16 protein-coding genes are annotated in these 16,902 nt (G+C 32.2%); 2 read left to right on the top strand and 14 right to left on the bottom strand.

Annotated elements, in window-relative coordinates; genetic code table 11:
• Positions 1 to 7 precede the first annotated feature (7 nt).
• The 11 genes from pth to BN30_RS00920 all read right to left on the bottom strand — a co-directional run bounded on the left by pth (position 8) and on the right by BN30_RS00920 (position 11,211).
• Positions 8 to 571, bottom strand: a complete 564-nt coding sequence (gene pth / locus BN30_RS00870; protein WP_019213642.1) for an aminoacyl-tRNA hydrolase — start codon at positions 569 to 571, stop codon at positions 8 to 10.
• Entirely contained in the window at positions 571 to 1,521 is a 951-nt protein-coding gene (locus BN30_RS00875; protein ID WP_019213643.1) for a ribose-phosphate diphosphokinase, read from the bottom strand. Before BN30_RS00875 ends, pth begins: the two co-directional genes overlap by 1 nt.
• Positions 1,475 to 2,908, bottom strand: a complete 1,434-nt coding sequence (gene glmU, locus BN30_RS00880; RefSeq protein WP_019213644.1) for a bifunctional UDP-N-acetylglucosamine diphosphorylase/glucosamine-1-phosphate N-acetyltransferase GlmU — start codon at positions 2,906 to 2,908, stop codon at positions 1,475 to 1,477. The genes BN30_RS00875 and glmU overlap by 47 nt, the downstream gene beginning before the upstream one ends.
• Positions 2,908 to 4,293: an MATE family efflux transporter gene (locus tag BN30_RS00885; RefSeq protein ID WP_019213645.1), complete on the bottom strand. Its 1,386-nt coding sequence runs from the start codon at positions 4,291 to 4,293 to the stop codon at positions 2,908 to 2,910. Before BN30_RS00885 ends, glmU begins: the two co-directional genes overlap by 1 nt.
• 8 nt (positions 4,294 to 4,301) lie before the next feature.
• Positions 4,302 to 5,951: a hypothetical protein gene (locus BN30_RS00890; protein ID WP_019213646.1), complete on the bottom strand. Its 1,650-nt coding sequence runs from the start codon at positions 5,949 to 5,951 to the stop codon at positions 4,302 to 4,304.
• Positions 5,944 to 6,735, bottom strand: a complete 792-nt coding sequence (locus tag BN30_RS00895; protein ID WP_019213647.1) for an ABC transporter ATP-binding protein — start codon at positions 6,733 to 6,735, stop codon at positions 5,944 to 5,946. The genes BN30_RS00890 and BN30_RS00895 overlap by 8 nt, the downstream gene beginning before the upstream one ends.
• A 23-nt stretch (positions 6,736 to 6,758) precedes the next feature.
• Complete coding sequence (locus BN30_RS00900) at positions 6,759 to 7,253, bottom strand: TDE2712 family protein (RefSeq protein WP_019213648.1); 495 nt, start codon at positions 7,251 to 7,253, stop codon at positions 6,759 to 6,761.
• Between the two features lies 1 nt (position 7,254).
• Positions 7,255 to 8,085, bottom strand: a complete 831-nt coding sequence (locus BN30_RS08610; RefSeq protein WP_019213649.1) for a CvfB family protein — start codon at positions 8,083 to 8,085, stop codon at positions 7,255 to 7,257.
• Positions 8,086 to 8,232: 147 nt separating this feature from the next.
• Complete coding sequence (locus BN30_RS00910; RefSeq protein ID WP_019213650.1) at positions 8,233 to 8,910, bottom strand: hypothetical protein; 678 nt, start codon at positions 8,908 to 8,910, stop codon at positions 8,233 to 8,235.
• Positions 8,903 to 9,922 carry a lysylphosphatidylglycerol synthase transmembrane domain-containing protein gene (locus BN30_RS00915; RefSeq protein WP_019213651.1) on the bottom strand — a complete coding sequence of 340 codons (1,020 nt, stop codon included), beginning with the start codon at positions 9,920 to 9,922 and terminating at the stop codon, positions 8,903 to 8,905. The genes BN30_RS00910 and BN30_RS00915 overlap by 8 nt, the downstream gene beginning before the upstream one ends.
• The gene (locus BN30_RS00920; RefSeq protein ID WP_019213652.1) at positions 9,922 to 11,211 is read right to left on the bottom strand and encodes a M18 family aminopeptidase; all 1,290 of its coding nucleotides are present in this window, start codon (positions 11,209 to 11,211) and stop codon (positions 9,922 to 9,924) included. The genes BN30_RS00915 and BN30_RS00920 overlap by 1 nt, the downstream gene beginning before the upstream one ends.
• 183 nt (positions 11,212 to 11,394) lie before the next feature.
• Between BN30_RS00920 and BN30_RS00925 the strand changes: the two genes are divergently transcribed.
• Complete coding sequence (locus tag BN30_RS00925) at positions 11,395 to 12,285, top strand: DUF4300 family protein (RefSeq protein WP_019213653.1); 891 nt, start codon at positions 11,395 to 11,397, stop codon at positions 12,283 to 12,285.
• Positions 12,286 to 12,372: 87 nt separating this feature from the next.
• On the opposite strand, the gene rpsD is transcribed toward BN30_RS00925, so the two are convergent.
• Positions 12,373 to 12,966: a 30S ribosomal protein S4 gene (gene rpsD / locus BN30_RS00930; RefSeq protein ID WP_019213654.1), complete on the bottom strand. Its 594-nt coding sequence runs from the start codon at positions 12,964 to 12,966 to the stop codon at positions 12,373 to 12,375.
• 175 nt (positions 12,967 to 13,141) lie between these two features.
• On the opposite strand from rpsD, the gene BN30_RS00935 reads away from it, so the two are divergent.
• Complete coding sequence (locus BN30_RS00935; protein ID WP_019213655.1) at positions 13,142 to 14,836, top strand: M3 family metallopeptidase; 1,695 nt, start codon at positions 13,142 to 13,144, stop codon at positions 14,834 to 14,836.
• A 31-nt stretch (positions 14,837 to 14,867) separates the two neighbouring features.
• Here BN30_RS00935 and BN30_RS00940 read toward each other — a convergent pair whose 3' ends face one another.
• A complete protein-coding gene (locus tag BN30_RS00940) occupies positions 14,868 to 16,031 on the bottom strand; it encodes a MalY/PatB family protein (RefSeq protein ID WP_019213656.1) in 1,164 nt (387 codons plus the stop codon).
• Between the two features lie 17 nt (positions 16,032 to 16,048).
• Positions 16,049 to 16,897 (bottom strand): YitT family protein, encoded by an 849-nt coding sequence (locus tag BN30_RS00945; protein ID WP_019213657.1) that lies wholly within the window; start codon positions 16,895 to 16,897, stop codon positions 16,049 to 16,051.
• Positions 16,898 to 16,902: the final 5 nt, after the last annotated feature.

Consider the following 16,902-nt stretch of genomic DNA (forward strand, 5'->3'; position numbering starts at 1 on the left):
GTTCCACCTATTTTCCGTTGTACATATTCATCGCATAATCTTCGCCCTTATCAAGTATACAAAGGCACGCTTTTGCTGCGTTTTTATATGTTTTTTCTATATCTACTTTTTCTTCTTTAGAGTATCTAGACAGAACAAAGTCTGCCAGATCAAAATGTTCCGCCTTTTTGCCTACACCAATCTTTACTCTAGTAAATTTATCGTTATTAAGCTGATAAACTATAGACTTCAAACCATTATGTGTGCCAGCGCTTCCTGACTTTTTTATCCTAAGCGTAGCAAAATTTATATCGATATCATCAACTATTACAATTAAATCTTTGATATCAAGTTTATAGTATGCCATAAACTCTCTTATAGCAATACCACTCTCGTTCATATATGTCATAGGCTTCATTAGATAAAGCTTATCTCCATTATATGTCGTGTAGCCAAATTGTGCATGAAACTTAGCATTATTAAGCTTTACATTTAGTTCGTCCGCTAATATATCTATAGTCTCAAAGCCAGCATTATGCCTAGTTCCATCAAAGCGATCTCCAGGATTGCCTAGTCCTACTATAAGTTTCATTAATCAAATATCGAGCTTATTGATTCGTTGTTATGAATTCTTTCGATTGCCTTAGCTAGTTGATCAGCTATGCTTACAACTTTAATCTTGTCAGTAACGTTACCAATGTTTAGTGGTATTGTATCTGTAATTATAAACTCTTCAAGCTTACTAGAGATAAGTCTTTCAATAGCTGGTCCAGATAGTACACCGTGAGTTGCGCAGCCATAAACCTTCTTTGCTCCACCCTTTTCAGTTAAATATTCAGCTGCATGGCAAATAGTTCCTGCTGTATCTATGATGTCATCAACTAAGATACAAGTTTTGCCTTCAACGTCACCTATAACGTTCATAACTTCTGATACGTTTGGCTTTGGTCTTCTCTTTTCAATTATAGCGATAGGAGCGTCTAATTCATTAGCAAAATTTCTTGCACGAGTAACTCCACCAAGGTCTGGTGAAACTACTACTACATCTTCTAGATTTAATGTCTTGAAGTATTCTGCTAAATGCTTGATAGCTGATAGATGGTCTACTGGTATATCAAAGTAGCCTTGGATTTGTCCTGCATGAAGATCCATAAGAACTGCTCTATCTGCTCCTGCTTTTTCAATTAGATTAGCAACTAGTTTAGCTGTGATTGGTTCTCTTGGTTTAGTCTTTCTGTCTTGTCTTGCGTATCCATAGTATGGAATAACAGCGTTGATTCTGCCAGCTGAAGCTCTCTTGCATGCGTCTATCATGATTAAAAGCTCCATAAGGTTATCGTTAACTGGTTCATGAGTTGGTTGAACGATAAATACGTCAGCGCCTCTTACTGTTTCTTTGATATTTACAGCTATTTCTCCATCTGAGAAATGTGTAACTTCAGAATCAATAAGCTCTGCACCTAAGTGCTTGCATACATCTTTTGCTAATTGTCTATTAGCGTTTCCTGTTAAAACTTTTAGTTGTCCTAGAAATGAATTCATTTTTCTTCCTCCATATTTTTTTATTTTTTACCCAATCTATCTTATCAACTTGTCTAGCTCTTGCTATTGACAAAGAATCCTTTTTAACTTCTGTTATTATGGTTGAGCCAGCAGCTACATAGGCGTTCTCACCTATGGCAACTGGTGCAACTAAATTAGAATTGCTGCCTATAAAGGCATTATCTTCTACTTTTGATCTGTATTTATTCTTTCCATCATAGTTTGCAAAGATTACGCCGCAGCCGATATTTACATTGCTGCCAACATCTGCGTCGCCCACATACGCTAAATGACCAGCTTTCGTGCCATCGCCTAAGCTAGCATTTTTTATTTCAACAAAGTTACCAACTTTACAATCTTTGCCAATTTTTGAATTTGGTCTAAGGTGTGCGTTTGGTCCTACCTTTGTCCTCTCATCAATAAATGAGTCTTCAATCAATGAGCTCTCTATAGTAACTCCTTTTGCTATATGTGAATTATTTATCCTAGTGTAGCCATATATCTTTACATTATCTTCAATAATCGTATTTCCTTCAAGTATAACGTCTGGATATATCTCTACGTCTCTGCCAATTTTAACATTTTCTTCTATATATACATTGGATGGATTTTTAAAGTAAACACCTTCTATCATCCATTTTGTAATAATTTTCTTTCTTACAATTTCTTCAATTTTGGATAAATCTAATTGATTGTTAACACCTAGAGCAATATTTTGATCATCGCTTATATATGCATCAACCTTTTTATTTTTACTCAATAGATAAGCAACAGCATCGGTTAGATAATATTCTTTTTTAACGTTATCATTCTTCAAATTATTTATTGCGTCTAAAAAATCTTTGCCCTTGAAGCAATAAATTCCTGAATTAACTTCTTTTATCTTAAGCTCCTCATCGTTTGCATCTTTTTGCTCAACTATCTTAGTAAGATTATTATCTTTATCTCTGACAATTCTGCCATAACCATCACAATTGTCTAAGATGGCGCTTAATATAGTCATGTTATTATCGTTGTCTTTATGAAATTTAAGAAAATCTTTTAATATCTCTTCGTCAACCAGTGGTGTGTCTCCAAAAATAACTAATACGTTATCATCATTTTTTATATGGCCCTTGGCAAGTGATGCTGCATAACCAGTGCCATAAGGCTCACCTGGCCCCATTTTTTGTTCGATAAACTCTATGCTTTTATCTGAAGAAAATTCTTCGATAACCTTATCTTTGTTGTTGCCAACAATTAAATATCTCTTGTCAAAGCCAGCTCTTTCAGTCGCATCTAAAACATACTTTAACATTGCCTTTCCGTTTATCTTGTGCAAGACCTTAATCAGAGATGATTTCATTCTAGAGCCTTCGCCAGCTGCTAGAATTATAGCTTGATTCATTAGATTATATCCCCTTTCCAATTACCTTTTCTATATAGTATGTAGCCATACAGTGATGTACATAAATTTGATAAACTCATCGCAAGCCATATTGCGATAGGTCCCATCATAAATACATGTTTAAATACCAGTATCATAGGTATTCTTAATACCCAAAGTCTTCCAAGAAGCATCTTCATCGCAAGATCAGTTTTTCCTGAGCCTTGGAAAAGTCCTTGATAAACATTATAAAGACCCATGCAAAAATTTGTTAGCAAGATGAAAAACAAATATTCTCTTGAAAGATACATAAGATTTTCGCTTGCATTATTTAAAAATATTCCTAAAACTTGATCTCTAAATATCCAAACCACTATTGAGCCTAGAATGCATATAAAGTTTGACATATTACAAGCGGTTCTAAAGGCGAGTTTTACTCTGTCATAATTTTTAACGCCCTTATTTTGACCAACTATGCTTACTATTGATTGGCCTATACCTCCTGGTGGCTGCGATATGATTGATGTGACCCTGTTTATTGTTACAAAAGCAGTTAGTGTATCTTGACCGTAGGATAAAACAAAAGTATTAAGTATGATAAAGCCTAGTGCTTCACCTGATTGACCTACACATGACGGAACGCCTATAGAAATAATCTTTTTACAGGCAGCACTATCAAATTTATATTTAAAAAAGTTTATATCAATTAAACCTTTTTTTATTGCACATATAATTAAAATTATTGCCATAAAAGCTTGTGACAATATAGTCGCAAGTCCCGCTCCCTTAATCCCCATGTTAAGTCCTTGTAGACCAATGAATGGAATTTTATCATATATAAATATAGGATCAAGTATAGCATTGATTATTGTTGATATACCGCTGACTGTAGTTGGAGTTCTTGTATCTCCAGCTGATTGGAACATAGAATTCGTTGAGAAAAATATAAATACAAAAGGTATTCCTAGATATAAAATATCCAGATAAGCCTTGCTCTCTTCGAATAATTTTCCTTCTGCGCCCATTAGTTTAAGTATGGTCGAAGAAAAAACTATCCCTATACTTACTAATATGATAGACAGTATAATGGTTAATATATAAACATTTTCTTTATATGTTTTTACTTTTTGAACATCACCTCTACCAATGAGCTGAGAAATAAGACTCGTCGATGCTATTGATAAACCGATACCTATAGATATAAACAAAAACATAACTGGCCAAATAAATCCAGTCGATGCGAAACTTATCTCGCCAATACCTGATACCCAATAAGAATCAACTAGATTGTAGAGCGTTTGTATTATGTTGTTTAAAACTATGGGTGTTGCGAGCGTTATTATTGTCTTTTTCATGTCGCCATGAAGAATTAAGTCTCGTCTTTCGTCCAAATCTATTGCTTTCATTGTTTCCCCTATTTTTTAAGTAAATATATTAGTGCTCCTAAACCAATTAATGAATATAAATATATAAATGGTGTGTTTAAAAATATAAGTAAGGCATTTAATCCTGCAAGCAATGCTGTTATAAACATAGCCGCCATGCCAGCCCAAAAGTATCCCTTTTGTCCATTCTTAATCTTTGTTATGTCCAATGAGAATGGTATATTCTTCAGTAAAAGGTCCGAAGCGATGATACCTGATAGCATTATAAATATGATTGGATTGATATAGTCAATAAACCAAGCATTTTTTACAAATAATGACATAAGCATCGCATTTATCAAAACTGGCACAAATATAAAGGAAAATAAGCCTCCTTTTTTCACGCCATTTCTAAATTCTTTAAGTCTTAGATTGCCTGTGATTAAATGTATTACTGATGCTTTATAATTTGTAGCATAATTTAAAATTTGCCAAATGCCCAGAGCCATCATAGATGACATGTAATTAATTAAAGTCACGAACCTCGCATGATCTCTTAAAACCATATCAGCCATTGGGTCGCTGCCCTTCTTGAACGCAGCAAATAAAAAGATTAGTGGATAAACAATTATCATAAGTGATATAGAGCCTAATTGAAATTTTAGTTTTTCATCAGAGCCCTTCATCCAAAATACCATGTTCACCCCAGCTCTTTCCATATCATTCTTGGCAAAAAACTTATTTGTTAGTCTTTGTAAAAAGCTTGACTTTTTATTTATTATAACTTTATCCTTCTTTGATAAAATTTCTTCAAAATCTTTGGATATAGCTGTATTTATCGCTATAAATCCAATGAAAAATACAATTAAAAGTACTGTATAAATTATATTTATAGTTTCAAAATTGCCATATAATAGCTCAAATGGTCCTGTGAACCACATTGGTATGAATAAATATTTAAAAGCTTCACTTGAAAATATTTTTATCGCCATTTCTTTATCAACAATGTGTCCAAAAACTTGAAAGCCTATCATAAGTACAACAAAGATCAGTACTTGTACTGTTGTTATTATAGATTTGATATTAAGATTTTTAAATATTCTAAATAATACATAATAAAATATATATTCAAACATTACAAGGCTTACAGATAGCATAACTACTTCAACTAGTAGTATAGGCACTTCTTGCGGCCTTTTTACTAATGTAAGCAAAAGTGCTGGACCAAACATAATTAAGGCTAATTTCACTACATATATGATTAGTGATATTAACCTTGCTAAATTTATTTCTTTTTCGCCAACAGGTTTATAAAGTAAAATGTCTCTATCTCTTGTATCTATAAGAACTTCAGTAAAGTCTACAATGATTCCTGCGAAAAATAAAAACATTCCTACAGCGAAAAGCGCTGTGTACCTTATTTTTATATCATCAATACTAGCGCAAAGTCCTGCTAGTATTAGCCCATAAATTAAAAATAATATATAGCCTCTTTTGAAAAAATTGCTATTTTGAAAGAATTGTGATATTTTACTATTGCTTTCTTGACCCGAAAAGCTATTGGAAAAAGCAGATGTTCTTCTGTTTTCCATGATAAGCTTAGCCTTAAGTATTGCTCTAAGCTTGTCGTAGTCAACTTTTAGTCCTTTAAAAAGCGGCTTGAATAAATCAAGCACTTTTAGTGAGAATAATTTAAACATCACTCTCACCCATGGCTTTAACGAATTCTTCCGCTAATTCTTTATGATTTGTAAATCCAGTTACTTCATTGAATATATTTTCAAGCGATTCATCAGCGCCCTCATTGTTATTAAGAGTCTTTTTAATATTGTCAATGCTGTCATTTAATATAACTTTTCCATTTTGCAATAAAATTATCTTATCTGATAGTTTTTCAACTACTTCCAAGATATGTGATGAATAAAATATAGTTTTACCTTTATTTTTAAGCGAGGCAAGTATTTCTTTTATTACTAAAACTGAGTTTGCGTCAATACCGCTTAGTGGCTCATCTAAGAATACTATGTCTGGGTCGTGCAATAAGGATAAAACAAATAGATACTTTTGTCTCATACCCTTTGAGAATGATGATATTTGTGAATCCATCACATCTTTCATCTCAAGCACTTCTAGCATAGTCTTAGCTCTTTGAACAGCGCTTTCAATATCAATTTCATAAAGAGCTGCGTTTAGCTCAATATTTTCAATTGCTGTCAAATTCTCATAAACTTCACTCGCTTCTGGCACGTAGCCTATCTTTTTCTTATAATCAAGCGAATCCTTAATATTTTTACCAAAGACAGTTACATCTCCAAAATAATCTCTATTAAGGCCCATGATTATCTTGATAGTTGTTGATTTACCAGCACCATTGGGTCCTATATAGCCAATTATCTCTCCAGAATTAACTGTAAAATTTACATCTTTTAAAATTTCTTTTCCATCAAAAGCATTTGATAAGTGCTCTACTTTTAATATCTCCATACTGCCTCCTGATGTTTTATTAATTATTTGCCTTGAACTAAATCAACGATATAGTCTTTAAAGTCTTTACCGTTAACTGTAACTGCTCCTGTTCCTCCGAAAATATCTACATTTATTTTAAAGAAGTTCACTACTATAGTGTCTCCATCGATATATTTTTCTTCTAAATGACCTGGAACGAAAATTAATGTCTTGTTAGCATTAAGTCCGTCTAAGTTAAGTTTTTTGATTGGCTCAACCATCATGTTTACAACGCCTAAATCCTCTGTCATCCACATATTGTTGTTCCAAAACTTCTTTTCTTCTTTTGAAGCGTCGCTTAAAAGTTCATTATTTGATATAGCTGATAGTACTTTTCTAACTGATTCTTCATTGAATCCTTCGCAGAAAGTGTATTTCATTTCATCTCTTTCTGCTACGCTTCTGATATAGTCTTCAGAAACCTTTTCTCTCTCTGAAATGCTTTGCCAAAAGAAAAGCATCATCTCAATTACTTCTGTGTTAATTTTTACTGACATATTAATCCTCCTTAATTTCGATGGAATCGTCATTTATAATAATTTTTCTTTGTCTATACAAAATGGCGATTGCCCTTTTAAATGATGATTTACTCATGTTAAAGACCTTCCTTATATCATCAGGATCGCTCTTATCTGCGTAATTCATCTTACCTTTATGCTTTAATAAAATTTCATATACCTTAATCGAGTCACTCTTGTGCTCGTCATAAGCTGACTTTTCAAGTTTAGTGCTTAATAAAAGCCTTCCGTCCTCGCGAACAGTTTGTACCCTAAACTTCATTCTCTCGCCTACTTCATGGTCTTCGAAGACATCCTTCTTTTGAACCATGGCTTCATATTTGTCATCAACTGCTATGAATAAGCCAAATTCTCTAGAGATATTGTAAATGATACCATCAACAATATCGCCTTTTTTAATATTATCAGACCTCTCTAAAGTCTTTCTTATCTTCATAGTAGTCGCAAGTCTGCCAGACTTGTCTATATATAGCTTAACAAGTACCATGGAGTTAAGTTTTGGATCTCTAATTGCTTCTGAAAATGGCAATAAAACATCTTTTTCAAGTCCCATGTTTAAAAAGTAGCCAATTTTTGTTTTGCTAACTACCTTTAATGCCTTAATCTCGCCTACTTCAATATATGGAAGTCTAAAAGATGATACAATTTCATTATCTACTGGATAATTAAAAATTTTAACAGTATCGCCTATATCATGATGCTTTTCATCGGACTTGGCATGATATCTGTTATGATCAAAGTCTTCTAGTGTATATTCATTTCCATTCTTAGCAATTATTTTTGCTTCAATTGTTTTTCCTAAATTGTTCATTTAATACCTCTTCATAAAATTTCATGATAATTATATCATAAACAATAATTTTTTTCAATATAAGTCTAGTCAATATAAGAACTATAATAGAGCTAATAAAATCACATCTAACATGAAAAACACCTCTAATAATAGAGGTGAATCATCTTATTTATCTCTATAAGCAATCATTATGTCTTCAAGTATCTCTGGCGATGTTTTTGGTGTGTATGAAAGACAGTTTGCTCCTGCGTTTATTGTCTCAAGTATATGCTCATCGCTGTGACCGCCTGTTGCTATGATAGGAAATTTCTCTCCAACAATCTTTCTTACGTGTCTAATTAAATTTGCTGTTTCTCTTCCGCCAGCTATATTAAGTATTCTTGCTCCAGCATTGATCTTGCCTTCAATATCGTCATTAAATGAAGCGATTGAAGCAATTACAGGTATATCTATATACTCAGACATCTCTTTAATAACTTCATTTTTCATAGGAGCGTTTACAACTACGCCAAAAGCTCCGTGAAGCTCTGCTTGAAAAGCTATCTGTATACTTCTTTGGCCAGTAGTCAAGCCTCCACCAACACCAACAAAGACTGGTCCTGGTGAAACATCAAGTATCGCCTTTGTTATTGATAACTCTGGTGTAAATGGATATACAGCTATAACTCCATCTGCATTAGTATTTCTGATGATGGCAACATCAGTTGAAAATACTAAGGACTTAATCCTTCTTCCCATGATGTTTATGCCTGAGCATCTATAAACTGCTTCAGGAACTTTTTGTACATGTCTTCTAAGAACTGTATCGACACTTGGTATATATTTTTTCTCTTCGTTATTCATTTCTCTCTACCTCTTTATCTGATTTGAAATTAACTGTAAAGAACGCTCCAACTATGATTGGTGCGTAAAATGTAAATACTCTCCAAAGTATCACTACTATGGCAATTGACGAGATATTTTTATATAATGGCCCAAATATACCCAAGAATGCTCCTTCAGCTCCTAGTGCAGCTCCTGGTAGAGGCACATAACCTGAAATCAGTGCGACCATGCATGCAGCGCACACACTTAGCACTACATCACCTGTTACTCCTCCAAAGGCTGAGAAAACTACGTGAGGTATTGACCACAAAGATATATTTTGAAATGCTACAAATATTGCGCACGGCAAAAGTTTATATAAGCCTTCCATCTTAAATACTCTAAATGAGTCATAAAATGAATCTATCTGTCTATCTAATCTTTCTATTTGTTCTTTAGGATTCTTCTTGTTAAAAAATCTTACAATCTTAACTATAATTTCTTTACTCTTTCTTGGGAATATTATTACGCTCGCTATTAAAAATGTTACTAAAACGCTTAAAGCAACGCCAAGAATCATCATAAGACCAGTGAACCATGCCTTGCCTAAGCTGTGATAGGAATAATATATCGAGAACAATCCCAAGATAAGTGTAACGACATTGTTTATTATAAGTAATAAAATTACTACCGACGATGAAAGACCCGGAGCTAAGCCAAAATCTCTCATTCTTAATACTTGCATTGGCTGTCCACCTGTTGATGATGGTGTGATTGCGTTAAAAAAGGCTCCCGTCATAGTTACCTTAAATGCATCAACTGGCCTAAGTTTTGCGCCCAACACTTTTAAAAGTGCATTAAGAGAAAGTGAGCCAAAAAACCAAAATAAAAATATCAAGAAGGCTGCTAATAGCAAGTAAAATCCATTAGCTTGCCTCACTGTTGATATGATTTTCTCTGGTCCGTCAATAAAGTATGCACTTAAAAGTACTATTACTATAGATAAAGCAATTACGATTAAAGAAAAGATTTTAGTCTTTTTACCCTTCATTATTTGAAAAATTCTGTGAATATCTTATACAAGTTATAATGATCTTCAACGCTTCCAAATTCTCTAACTGAGTGCATGCCAAGTATTGGGTTACCGATGTCAACTGATTTTATATCTAATTGAGTTGAACTGATAGGTCCAATAGTTGATCCGCCACGAACGTCTGATCTATTTAAGAAGGCTTGTACCTTTGCTCCAGCATTTTCTGCAAATTGCTTAAATACAGAAGCTGACTCAGCGTCCGATGTATAGCTTTGATTTGCAGCGTACTTAATACAAACGCCTTCGCCCATCTTAGGCATGTTTGTTATATCGCACTTTTCTGGATAATTAGGGTGATAAGCGTGAGCAAGGTCAGATGAGATCATAAATGATTTTGCCTTTACTCTATAAAATTCTTCATCATCTAAACCAAGGGCTAAAATTATTCTTCTCATAACATTTTTTAAGAATGGACTGTTTGCGCCTTGTTTAGTCATTGAGCCTACTTCTTCATTATCAGAAACATAAATTAAATTTATTGCATTTGAAGCCTTATTAGCAATAAGCGCCTTATATGATAGATGAGCCATCGCTAAGTTATCAAGTCTGCCAACTTGAACAAATTCATCGTTTAAGCCGACAATCTTGCCGCCTTCTCTGTCATATAAGAATAAATCAAAATCAAGAATATCTTCTCTAGATACTTTTAATTCCTTTGCTATGATATCTTCTAATTTAAGTTTTTCCACAGTATCGTTAATTAGCTCAAGAATTGGAAGAGTATCCTTTTGAGCGTTTATATCAAAACCCTTGTTTACTTCTCTGTTTTGATGTATGCAAAGACTTACTATACTCATAAGATCCTTGTCAATATTAATTAAATGCATCTTAGGATGAAGTGCATCTTCTTTATTCTTTGTATATACTCTACCTGCTAGCGATAAAGCTCTATCGAACCATGTGTGCAAGATAGCTCCACCATAAACTTCAGTATTTAGCTTGTGATAGCCGTTTTGATAAATATCTGGTTCTGGTTTAACTCTAAAGCATGGACTATCAGAGTGAGAAGCGATGATCTTAAAAGCAAGATCCTTTTTAGTATTTGGTAATTCAAAAGCTAAGATGGCTGAATCATTTTTCTTTACAAAATACTTTCCTCCTAAGCTTAAATCCCACTTGTCTTCTTCTTTTAATTCTTTATAGTCACTCTTATGTAGTTCTTCTTCCATCGCCTTAACAGCAAAAAAAGCACATGGACTTGCATCAATAAACTTGATTAAATCCTTTGCTAAAGTTTTTGAATTCATATCGATTCCTCCCTTTTATATAATAATTATAAACTATGCTATATTTTATGTCAAGAAAAAGAAAAATAGAGCTTTTTAAATATTTATGTAAATATAATAATATAAAAACTGTAACCATTTTGTAAAGCTTAGCTAATTGACAATTAAATTTTAGTGAACTATAATTTTACATGAGGTGATTATATGAAAAATATATTAAAAATACTATTAACTTTGACCATGGCACTACTTTTTGTTTCATGTGCTCCTAAGACAAATGATCATGGTAATGAGGCAAGTCAGGTTGATAAGCAAAATGAAACTCCAAACGATAAAGATGACGATACCATAATGTATACTAATCTTTCAAGTGATGAGACTAAGGACGAATTAAAAAATGCGCTCCTTGATAAAGGTCTTAATGAAGGCGATGTAGATTCATTTATGAGTAATCTTGATACTTATAATGAAAGTGCTGACACGAGCGAACTAGCATCTAGCTTTACTAAATATAGTGACGATGTAGCTTATAACAATAGCATAGACAAATTTACTGAAAAAAATCCTGATTTTTTAGGCATAAATTGCAGAATAACAACATTTTCACTTATGAAAAATAGCATGGATGTAAATAAAGAGCTTGAAGATAAATCCTCTGTTTTAGATTTTGATAAAAAAGCAATTAGTGATAAGTCACTATTAAGCGAAGATGAGATGAAAAAGTTTATCACTTACTATGCTCCAATCAATGTTAAGGATGAAAAAGCGAATTATGAAGATTTAATTACTAAAGAATTTAGTGAAAGAGGCATTAAATTTAATAATGATAAGGTAAAAGTTATTTCTGTTTACTTAAATTCAAAAGACGAGATCGATGGCAATATACTCTTTATTGGCCACACTGGTTTAATGTATGAAAATCAAGGCAAGTACTATTTCTTAGAAAAATTAAGTTTTCAAGAACCATATCAGCTATTAAAATTTAACTCAAAAAAAGAAATTTACGACTACTTAATGAAAAAATATAATCAAGATATGGGTGAAGGAACTCATGAGGCTATAATTACAGAAAACGATAAGGTCTTCACATACTAAAAAAGACGGATTAGTCCGCCTTTTCAAAATAAAATAAGTATTTACAATGAAAAAGCTCTCAGAACATATGTACTGAGAGCTAATTTATTAATGAGAATAATATTCTACTACGTAAACGTCTTCGATTTCTATTGGAATATCTTCTCTTTCTGGTAGTCTAGATAAAACTGCTTCGAATTTATCAACATCTTTTTCAATGTAAGGATATGAGTTTCCAACAACTGTTTGGAAGTTTTCCTTGAACATTTCATTTGATCTTGATTTTTCTTTTAAGCTGATCTTTTGTCCAACTTGTAATTGATAAGCTGGTTTGTCAACTCTCTTGCCATCAACAAGGATGTGTCCGTGAACAACCATTTGTCTTGCTTGTCTGATTGATTGAGCAAATCCTGCTCTAAGAACAAATGCATCTAATCTTGTTTCTAGTAATTTGATAAGAGCGTGACCTGTTTGATCCTTAGATTTCTTAGCCTTTAAGAATGCCTTCTTTAATTGAACTTCTGGCACTCCATAGTAAGCTCTTAATCTTTGTTTTTCTAGTAATTGAAGTCCGTAGTTAGATAATTTCTTATCTGAACGTGCAGCTCCTTTTTTCATACCTTTTGTAGCTTTCGCTAATCCATAGACATTTAAGCCTAATCTTCTGACCGTTCTTACTCTTGGTCCGTTTAAACTTGACATTAAAACACCTCTAAAAATATATTTGCCGCGGTATATTTTTAACATTCATAGTTTATCACAAATGTTTTAGCTTGTCAACCACTTTTTTAATTTTTTATGTAAATATTCATATTTCATTGAAAAAGTACAAATAATGATATATAATTATTTATATCATATAAAAAGGATGAAAAATATGAAATTTGATGAAATTAAAAAACTTTATAAAAGAATAGATATAATTAGTGAAGCAAATCTAATTAATTTTTATGCCAATCGCCTCGCTAGAACTAAAAGTTTTGATGAAAAAAACTCTATAATCAGAGAGGTTGATATTATTAAAAGACGATACGATAGCTTTTATGAATACGTATTTATCAGGTTCGCACAGGATAGCAGCGATAAGTTTTTTAATGGTGAGTTCAAATACATTGAGGACAATGAAGATGAATTTAAAAAAGCATGCGTAAAATTTGCTCAAACCTTGCTTGATGACGATGACTTAGATAAACTTAAGAAAAGATGGGGCAAATATTTCTTTGATAAGCTTGAAATAAAGCAAAACTTATATTATAAGGATGTAATCGGTTTAAACATAAATGAAAATAAGATATTAAAAGAGATTAGCGATCGTAGAAACGCTATATCAATCCCTATTGATAATGAAATTGTTACTAGCAGAAACTTAATTACTCATCTTACATCACCAAACAGAGAAAAAAGGAAAAAAGTTGCCCTTGCTATGAATAAAAATAATGTCAAAAGCAAAGACTTTTATGCGGAAAAGTATAGAGACCTTGTTGTTATTAGACACAAGATAGCTAAAAGACTAGGTTTTGATGGCTATCTTGACTTTTCAGATAAAGACAGATGCAGGATTGATTACGACCATAACGATATTATTAATTTTAGAAATTCGATTAAAAAGCATCTTGCAAGTAATATGCATATAATTACGGATATACAAAAGAAAAAACTTGGCGTAGATAGTTTATATACTTATGATATGAGGGTCTACTTTAAAGAACACAATACAATCCCAATAAAAGATCCATATCTACTGTTAAAGAAAATATCTGAAAATTTAAAAAATGACAGTCCTTTCTTATCAAAGGTAATTGATAAAATGTTTGATGATAATTCACTTGATTTAAATCCGAGGAAGGACAAGGCAAAAATTACTTTTGCTTCTTATCTGCATAACTTTGATACTTCTTTTATATTTACTAATTATGAGGCTAATCACTCAGAATTCAATAAATTTATCACTTGCCTAAGCTATGCCCTTCTAAACTATCAAAGTTCTTATAATGAAATTATAGAATATACAAGTCCTGAAGATGACATCATTCGTGCATATACAACAGCTTTTTCATTTATTGTGATGAATTTTATTGATGAACTTTTTCTTAATGACGCAAAGAAATATGCTACAGCTTATAAAATCAAAGTTTTATATGATATTCTCTTCTATTGCTTAATTAGTGAATTTGAAGAGAGCCTTTATCTTGATATAAAAACTGATATTGAAGAGAGATATGAAATATTTAGAAAACTTCATGCCGAGTACTTCCCTTTTATCTCGGTTGATAAAAATGAGTTTGATGTTGGTATGTGGTGGCTTAACTACAATAACTTGTTTAATACGCCAATGCTTTCAATTAACTATGCTATAGGCGATATTAGTGGACTTGATTTTTGTAATAATTTCTTAGATGACAAAAAAGATGCATTTAAAAAGATGAACACGCTTATGGATAACGCAAGCAAAGAAGACTTTTTGACAAGTATTAAACTAAGCGGACTTAAAAATCCATTCATTGATGATAATGTAAAGGATATCACAATTAAATATATAGAAAATTTAGCTAATGAATACAAAAAAATATAGAGGCTCATACCTCTATATTTTTCTTTTTATATTAATTTAATGCTTTTATCTCTTCAATCGACTTCTTAAAACTATTTACTAAGAAATCAATAATCTCTCTTGGATAAGCCAGATTAATTCTAACTGATTTTTCATCTCCAAACATTGCCCCATCAGATAAGAATATCTTGTTCTTTACAAATATTTCATGCATTTTCTTCGGCTCGCATTTTAAATCTGATAAATCGATCCAGATTAAATAAGTTCCTTCAGGCTTTTCAAATTTAATTTTATCTATCTTAGAAAATTCTTCAAAGACATAATTTATATTTCCTTCAAGATACTTAATCATCTCTTTATACCAAGCTCTGCCCTCATTATACGCAGCCTTTAGTGCGCATAAACCAAAGGGATTAACCGCACCCATTAAAGATCTACTAGAAACATCGTTTATTTTTTCTCTAAGCTTGTCATCAGGTATTATTACATAAGCAGTATTAAGTCCCGCTATATTAAATGTTTTTGATGGTGCCATAAATGAAACTACTTTTTCATAATTTTTAAACACTCTCATCACAGGTGTATAATAATTGCCATTAAAAGTAAAATCTTGATGCATTTCATCGCTTATCACATATAAATTATATTTATAAGCAATTTCAGAAATTTTTTCTAGTTCAGGCTTTGTCCATACCCTTCCAACTGGATTATGAGGATTACATAAAACTATAGCTTTTGCTTCTTTTGCTTTTTCTTCTAAATCTTTAAAGTCTATCTTATATTTACCGTCTTCAAAAATAAGCTTATTTTGAAGTATCTCCATATTTTTTAAATTTGAGAAATTAAAAAACGGTGGATATGCTGGTGTCTGAATGATTACTTTCTCGCCATCTTCAATTATACTTCTAATTACAAGATCTAGTCCTGGAACAGTTCCTGGCGAAAAAACGATCCAATCTTTCTTTATATCAAGTTCATGCATATCCTTTTGCCAATTGATTATGGCTTCATACACATCGTCGCTTGGAACAGTATAGCTATAGAAGTCTCTGTCAGCTCTTTTTAAACAAGCAGCTTTAACTTCAGGAGCTGTTGCAAAATTCATATCAGCAATTGTAAATGGTATGACAGTTTCATCATTACCTGCTTCGCGTGAAGTTTCATACTTGGCACACGACAAACCTCTTCTGTCGATTACTTCATCAAAATTAAACATAGTACCTCCAAAATTTATTAGTCAGAAATATTCCTCCATCTAAAACCATAAACCTCACTTGCGTTCATAACAACCAAGAAAGAGTTAGGAGCGTTCTTTTCAATAAATCTTTTCAAAAGCAAATAATCTCTTCTTGAGCAAACAGTCATAATAACAGTGCGCTCAATGCCTGTGTATGCGCCTACTGCTTTATAAAGATTTGCTGAGTGATTAAGCTCTTTAACGATGTAGTCCTTAACTAAATCAGGTTTTTCAGTGTTTATGATGATATTTTTAGATGTATTCAAACCATCTATAGTAAAATCTATAATAAGTCCATTCATTATAATGCCAAGTAAGGAGTATAGTCCTATCTTTAGTCCGAAAACTATACCTACAAACAATGTAATTACAAGGTCACATAAAAGTACACCCTTACCTAAATCAAGTCCTGTGAACTTATTTATAATCTTTGATAAGATGTCTGTACCACCAATTGAAGCATATTGATTAAGTATAATTGCCATGCCTACAGCTGACACGATAACCGCTATAATCATTTGAAGTAATAAATCATCGATTATAGGTCCATCTAGTGGAACAATTTTTTCTAAAATAAATATAATAAGTGATATGCCTAGTGAAGTAAGCACAGTTTTTACTCCAAACTTATTACCGATGAATAAAAATCCTAACGCGAATAAAACTATGTTTGTCGCAAATAAAACATAACTCATTGGTAAATGTAATAAATACGATAAGACTATGGCAATGCCTGTTGCTCCTCCTATAGTCATATTAGTTGGAGTTAAAAAGAAATAAACGGCTATGGCAACCATAAAGGCTCCCAAAACTATTAATAAATTAGACTTTAATTTTGCGTTCATATTAT

The organism is Fenollaria massiliensis, from assembly GCF_000312505.2.
Classification (GTDB): Bacteria; Bacillota; Clostridia; order Tissierellales; family Peptoniphilaceae; genus Fenollaria; species Fenollaria massiliensis.